The organism is Shewanella sp. GutDb-MelDb, from assembly GCF_002836075.1.
Lineage (GTDB): Bacteria > Pseudomonadota > Gammaproteobacteria > Enterobacterales > Shewanellaceae > Shewanella.
Genome location: NZ_PJBM01000219.1, coordinates 1 through 6,422, shown reverse-complemented (window position 1 = coordinate 6,422; position 6,422 = coordinate 1). Strand labels below are relative to the sequence as shown.

Annotated in this window: 5 protein-coding genes; all 5 read left to right on the top strand. The window is 44.0% G+C overall.

Annotated features, from left to right (window positions below):
• On the top strand, positions 1–2,176 hold a 2,176-nt coding region (gene sucA / locus CXF82_RS10640; protein WP_102044182.1), incomplete at its 5' end, for a 2-oxoglutarate dehydrogenase E1 component.
• Positions 2,177–2,208: 32 nt separating this feature from the next.
• Complete coding sequence (gene odhB / locus CXF82_RS10635; protein ID WP_102044181.1) at positions 2,209–3,399, top strand: 2-oxoglutarate dehydrogenase complex dihydrolipoyllysine-residue succinyltransferase; 1,191 nt, start codon at positions 2,209–2,211, stop codon at positions 3,397–3,399.
• 80 nt (positions 3,400–3,479) lie between these two features.
• A complete protein-coding gene (sucC, locus tag CXF82_RS10630; RefSeq protein WP_101091138.1) occupies positions 3,480–4,646 on the top strand; it encodes an ADP-forming succinate--CoA ligase subunit beta in 1,167 nt (388 codons plus the stop codon).
• Positions 4,646–5,518, top strand: a complete 873-nt coding sequence (sucD, locus tag CXF82_RS10625; protein WP_101091137.1) for a succinate--CoA ligase subunit alpha — start codon at positions 4,646–4,648, stop codon at positions 5,516–5,518. The genes sucC and sucD overlap by 1 nt, the downstream gene beginning before the upstream one ends.
• Before the next feature lie 616 nt (positions 5,519–6,134).
• Positions 6,135–6,422: hypothetical protein (locus CXF82_RS10620; RefSeq protein ID WP_102044180.1), on the top strand; the 288-nt coding region annotated here is incomplete at its 3' end.

Sequence of the window (6,422 nt, the reverse complement as noted above, 5' to 3'; positions counted from 1 at the left end):
AGCCGAAGGTATCGAAAAATACCTTGGAGCTAAGTTCCCTGGTGCAAAACGTTTCTCACTCGAAGGTGGTGATGCGCTTGTTCCTATGATGCGCGAAATACTTTATCGTGCGGGTGATGCAGGTACCAAAGAAGTGGTCATCGGCATGGCTCACCGTGGTCGTTTAAATCTACTCGTCAATGTGCTTGGTAAAAAACCATCAGAGTTGTTTGATGAATTTGCCGGTAAGCATAGCGATGAACTTAACGGCTCGGGTGATGTTAAGTATCACCAAGGTTTTTCCTCAGATTTTGAAACACCCGGTGGCAATGTCCATCTTGCACTCGCCTTTAACCCATCTCACTTAGAGATCGTAAATCCAGTGGTTATTGGTTCAGTACGTGCTCGTTTAGACCGACGTGAATGTGACACCGGCCTGCAAGTGATGCCAATCACCATCCATGGTGATTCTGCTATTACGGGTCAGGGCATTGTTCAAGAAACCTTTAATATGTCGCAAACTCGCGGCTTTAAAGTAGGCGGTTCAATCCGTATCGTTGTCAACAACCAAGTCGGTTTTACCACAAACTTGATGGAAGATGTTCGTTCAACAGAATACTGTACTGATATTGCCAAGATGGTACAGGCGCCTATTTTTCACGTTAATGCTGATGACCCTGAAGCGGTCGCTTTTGTTTCTCAACTTGCTGTTGATTACCGAAATGAATTTAAGCGTGATGTGGTGATTGATTTGGTTTGTTATCGTCGTCATGGCCATAACGAAGCGGATGAGCCGAGTGCGACTCAGCCATTGATGTACGCCAAAATCAAAAAACATCCTACACCAAGAAAAATCTACGCCGACAAGCTCATTGCTGAAAATGCAATCGGCAGCGACGAAGTGACCTCGATGGTGAACGCTTATCGTGATGCATTAGATGAAGGCGATTGTGTGGTTAAAGAGTGGCGTCCTATGACGTTACATTCTGTCGACTGGACACCCTATATCGGCGCTGAGTGGAATGATGATTATCCTGCGCAAATGTCAATGGATCGCATTAAGAACCTCGCCGATAAAATCAGTTATGTGCCAGAAAGCCACAAGTTGCAATCTCGAGTAGCAAAAATCTACAAAGACCGTCTATCGATGGCTGCTGGCGAAAAGCTTCTCGATTGGGGTTTTGCCGAGACGTTGGCATACGCATCCATTCTTGAAGATAAGAAGCGTATCCGCATTACAGGTCAAGATTCAGGCCGTGGAACATTCTTCCATCGTCATGCTGTATTGCATAATCAAAATGACGCAACGGCGTATATGCCATTGCGTAATATCGCTGACGATCAAGGCCCAATTGACCTTATTGATTCTGTCTTGTCTGAGGCATCAGTGCTTGCATTTGAGTATGGCTATGCAACGGCGGAACCTGGTGGACTGACACTGTGGGAAGCTCAGTTTGGTGATTTCGCTAACTGTGCACAGGTGGTGATTGACCAATTCTTGTCATCTGGTGAGCAAAAGTGGGGCCGTCTATGTGGCCTAACGATGTTGCTGCCACACGGTTATGAAGGTCAAGGCCCTGAGCATTCAAGTGCGCGTCTAGAACGCTTCTTACAGCTTTGTGCTAACCACAATATGCAAGTTTGTGTGCCATCAACGCCAGCGCAGGTTTATCACATGTTGCGCCGTCAAGTTGTACGTCCTATGCGTCGTCCACTTGTGGTTATGTCACCTAAATCACTGCTACGTCATCCATTAGCGGTTTCAAGCTTGGAAGAGTTAGCCGAAGGTACATTCCAAAATGTTATCGGTGAAATTGATGACTTAGAGCCGAGTAAAGTTGATCGCGTTGTGTTCTGTAGCGGTAAAGTTTACTTCGAATTGCTAGAACGTCGTCGTAAAGAAGGCAAAGATAATGTCGCACTTATTCGCGTGGAACAATTATATCCGTTCCCACATGAAGAAGCGGCAGCGATGATCGCTGATTATGCACACGTCAAAGATTTTGTTTGGTGCCAAGAAGAGCCGCAAAACCAAGGGGCTTGGTATTGCAGCCAACATCATTTCTGGAGCGTTGTACCTGCAGGAGCTCAGTTGAGCTACGCCGGTCGTGAAGCTTCAGCTGCGCCAGCATGTGGTTACCCTACGCTGCACGCTCAGCAACAAGAATCGTTAATTAGCAGTGCATTAAAACTGTAGTTATAGACATTATATAAAAAGGATCGTTATCCATGAGTATCGAAATTAAGGTACCCGTACTGCCAGAATCTGTTGCTGATGCAACTATTGCTACTTGGCATGTTCAAGCTGGTGAGCAAGTTTCTCGTGATCAAATCCTTGTTGATATTGAAACCGACAAAGTCGTACTTGAAGTTGTTGCACCTGAAGATGGTCAAATTGCTGAATTCCTTGCGGAAGAAGGCGAGACTGTTTTAGGCGAAGCCGTGATTGCTAAGTTCGTTGCTGGCGCAGTAGCGGGTCAAGAAGTGACTAAAGCTGAAGCTGAAGCGGCAACGCCTGCAGCTGAAACTGAAGAGACAAGTGATGCTTTAAGCCCATCAGTTCGACGTTTAATTGCTGAGCATAATCTTAATGCAAGCGCAGTTAAAGGCACTGGCGTTGGTGGCCGTATTACTAAGGAAGATGTTGAAGCATTTGTTAAAAATGCTAAAGCAGCTCCTGCCCCTAGTGCACCAGCCGTTGTTGCAGCGCCGCTTGCTGAACGTAGTGAAAAGCGTGTACCGATGAGCCGTCTGCGTAAGACGATTGCTAATCGTCTACTTGAAGCTAAAAATTCTACTGCCATGCTAACGACGTTTAACGAAGTTAACATGAAGCCAATCATGAGTATCCGTAAGCAATATCAAGAAGTTTTTGAGAAGCGCCACGGTATCCGTTTAGGTTTTATGTCTTTCTACGTGAAAGCCGTGACTGAAGCATTGAAGCGATTCCCAGAAGTTAACGCTTCTATTGATGGTGACGAAATTGTTTATCATAACTATTTCGACATCAGCATCGCCGTTTCGACCCCTCGTGGTCTAGTGACTCCAGTGCTGCGTGACACCGATAAGATGAGCCTTGCAGACATCGAGCGTAATGTTCGTGAACTTGCGCTTAAAGGCCGTGACGGTAAGTTAACTGTTGCTGACATGACCGGCGGTAACTTCACCATCACTAACGGTGGTGTATTTGGCTCGCTAATGTCGACTCCAATTTTGAACCTGCCACAAAGCGCGATTTTAGGCATGCATGCCATCAAAGATCGCCCTATGGCAGTTAATGGTCAGGTTGAAATCCTGCCTATGATGTACCTCGCACTTTCTTACGATCATCGTATCGTAGATGGTCGTGAGTCGGTTGGTTATTTGGTTGCTATTAAAGACTTCCTAGAAGACCCAACTCGTCTGCTACTTGACCTATAAATCAAGACAGACAATACCCTCGCTGCAGGTCCATTTGGGCCTGTTGAAAAATTGATTAGTAGTATAATGGATAGATCATCATGAATTTGCATGAGTATCAGGCAAAATCTTTATTTGCCGAATATGGTTTACCAGTGTCAGAAGGTTTTGCATGTGATACAGCTCAAGAAGCTGTAGAAGCTGCAGGACATATTGGCGGTGATATGTGGGTTGTTAAGTGTCAAGTACACGCAGGCGGCCGTGGTAAAGCAGGTGGCGTTAAAGTTACTGGCGATAAAGAAGAGATCAGAGCATTTGCTGAAAAGTGGTTAGGTAAGAACCTAGTAACTTATCAAACTGACGAGAAAGGCCAGCCGGTTGCTAAAATCTTAGTAGAAACCTGTACCGATATCGCAGAAGAATTATACCTAGGTGCTGTTGTAGACCGTGCAACACGACGCGTTGTGTTCATGGCTTCAACTGAAGGTGGTGTTGAAATTGAAACTGTGGCAGAAGAAACGCCAGAGTTGATCCATAAAGCTATCATCGACCCGATTACAGGTCCTCAACCATACCAAGCACGTGATCTTGGCTTCAAGTTAGGTCTAAACCCAACACAAATGAAGCAGTTCACTAAAGTCTTTATGGGCTTGGCGAAAATGTTTGAAGATCATGATTTCGCATTACTCGAAATCAACCCTCTTGTTATCACAAACGAAGGCAACATTCATTGTCTTGATGGCAAGATTGGTATCGACGGTAACGCTTTATTCCGTCAGCCTAAAATCCGTGATATGCACGATCCATCACAAGATGATGCTCGTGAAGCTCACGCGGCTAAGTTTGAACTTAACTATGTAGCACTTGACGGAAACGTGGGTTGTATGGTTAACGGTGCTGGCCTAGCAATGGGTACGATGGATATCGTAAACCTTCATGGCGGCAAGCCGGCTAACTTCCTCGATGTAGGAGGCGGAGCAACTAAAGAACGTGTTGCTGAAGCATTCAAGATCATCTTGTCAGATTCAAATGTTAAGGCTGTTCTTGTGAACATCTTTGGCGGTATCGTTCGTTGTGACATGATTGCTGAAGGCATCATTGGCGCAGTGAAAGAAGTTGGCGTTGAAGTGCCTGTTATTGTACGTCTAGAAGGGACTAACGCTGAACTGGGTCGTGAAGTGCTTGCGAACTCAGATCTAGATATCATTGCTGCTACAAGTCTAACTGACGCGGCTGAGCAAGTTGTTAAAGCTGCGGAGGGCAAATAATGTCTGTCTTAATTAATAAAGATACCAAAGTTATCTGTCAAGGTTTCACTGGCGGTCAAGGTACATTCCACTCTGAGCAAGCTATCGATTACGGTACTCAGATGGTCGGTGGTGTATCACCAGGGAAAGGCGGTAAAATTCACCTAGGTCTTCCAGTATTTAATACTGTTAAAGACGCAGTTGAAGTGACAGGCGCTACAGCGTCAGTTATCTACGTACCAGCACCTTTTTGTAAAGATGCAATCCTTGAAGCAATCGACGGTGGCATTGAGCTAATCGTATGTATTACTGAAGGTATTCCTACGTTAGATATGCTTCAAGTTAAAGTTAAACTTGAAGAGACTGGCGTACGTATGATCGGTCCTAACTGCCCAGGTGTTATCACTCCGGGTGAATGTAAGATTGGTATCATGCCAGGTCATATTCACAAGCCGGGTAAAGTCGGTATTGTTTCTCGCTCTGGTACGTTGACGTACGAAGCGGTTAAGCAAACAACTGACGAAGGTTTCGGCCAATCAACATGTGTTGGTATTGGTGGCGACCCTATTCCTGGTACTAACTTCATCGACGTATTGGAAATGTTCCAAAACGATCCACAAACTGAAGCAATCGTAATGATTGGTGAAATTGGTGGTACTGCTGAAGAAGAAGCAGCTGAATACATTAAAGCGAATGTGACTAAGCCTGTTGTTTCATACATTGCTGGTGTTACTGCACCCGAAGGCAAGCGTATGGGCCATGCTGGCGCGATTATCGCTGGCGGTAAAGGTACTGCAGAAGATAAGTTTGCTGCGCTAGAAGCAGCAGGCGTAACAACTGTACGTTCTCTTGCTGATATTGGTAAAGCACTTCGTACTAGAACGGGTTGGTAATAACCACGTTTTATTGAAAAGCCGCTCTCTTGTAGAGCGGCTTTTTTATTGGCTCATTTAAAGGGCTCATAGATGATTTCTATTTTAGTTAGCGATATTCATTAGGGCATTAAGTCATTTCTAATTGTTATTTTTTGTCGCAAGCATAAAACAGCGCTATTACTGCTCATTATAAATCACTCACTCTTCCATAATACCTAGCGTACCATCTGCAACGTTTTCAATTTGCAGCATTAGCTACCATAAAATATTTCTACCAGCACTTCTTAAATTAAAGTCGGTGGGGTTGACGGTATTTAAACGACTAAATATATTAATCAGCGAATAATATAGAAGTCCTATTGATCAAACGAAAAGCTAATCGAGTTGCAGTTTTAAACAAGCTATTGGTATGCCGTTAACGTGATAGGTTAAACACTGGAGAAGACTCATTTAAAAAAGCACGGTTAGCGTATCTACATTAATCCGCCCCAGTGTTTTTAGAGCTAAAAAGTGTGTTTACCTGCGTAGCTAGAACTTATGGTGCCAAAACTGCTATATTCAGTCAAAAATATGGCGATATGGCCGCTATCTGTTATACCTAATTTATCTATAGAGGAACTTGTAGGTACATTATATGTCTATGGTCAGTGCAAAAGAGTTTTCGGATTGGTTAAGATTAAGGTTTGAAGGGCTTAATGAAGGAGTATCTTTAAGCCGAAAAGATATCAATCAACTTACGGGGCGGCAAAATTTTTCATCAGATTTTGTTAATGATATTCATTTTGAATTAATGCGTCATGATTTAGCTTTTGTGACGGACACGTCTCGTGAAAATTTTTATCTAGTACCAATTAATAAACAATCGTGGCGTGTAAAGCTCGAAGAGCAGTTTGAGAAAGAGATTTTTTGTAATGTCATACCG

Excerpts from the sequence above, each read along its gene's own strand:
- sucC (WP_101091138.1), top strand. The coding sequence starts at position 3,480 with ATGAATTTGCATGAGTATCAGGCAAAATCTTTATTTGCCGAATATGGT.
- odhB (WP_102044181.1), top strand. The coding sequence starts at position 2,209 with ATGAGTATCGAAATTAAGGTACCCGTACTGCCAGAATCTGTTGCTGAT.
- sucD (WP_101091137.1), top strand. The coding sequence starts at position 4,646 with ATGTCTGTCTTAATTAATAAAGATACCAAAGTTATCTGTCAAGGTTTC.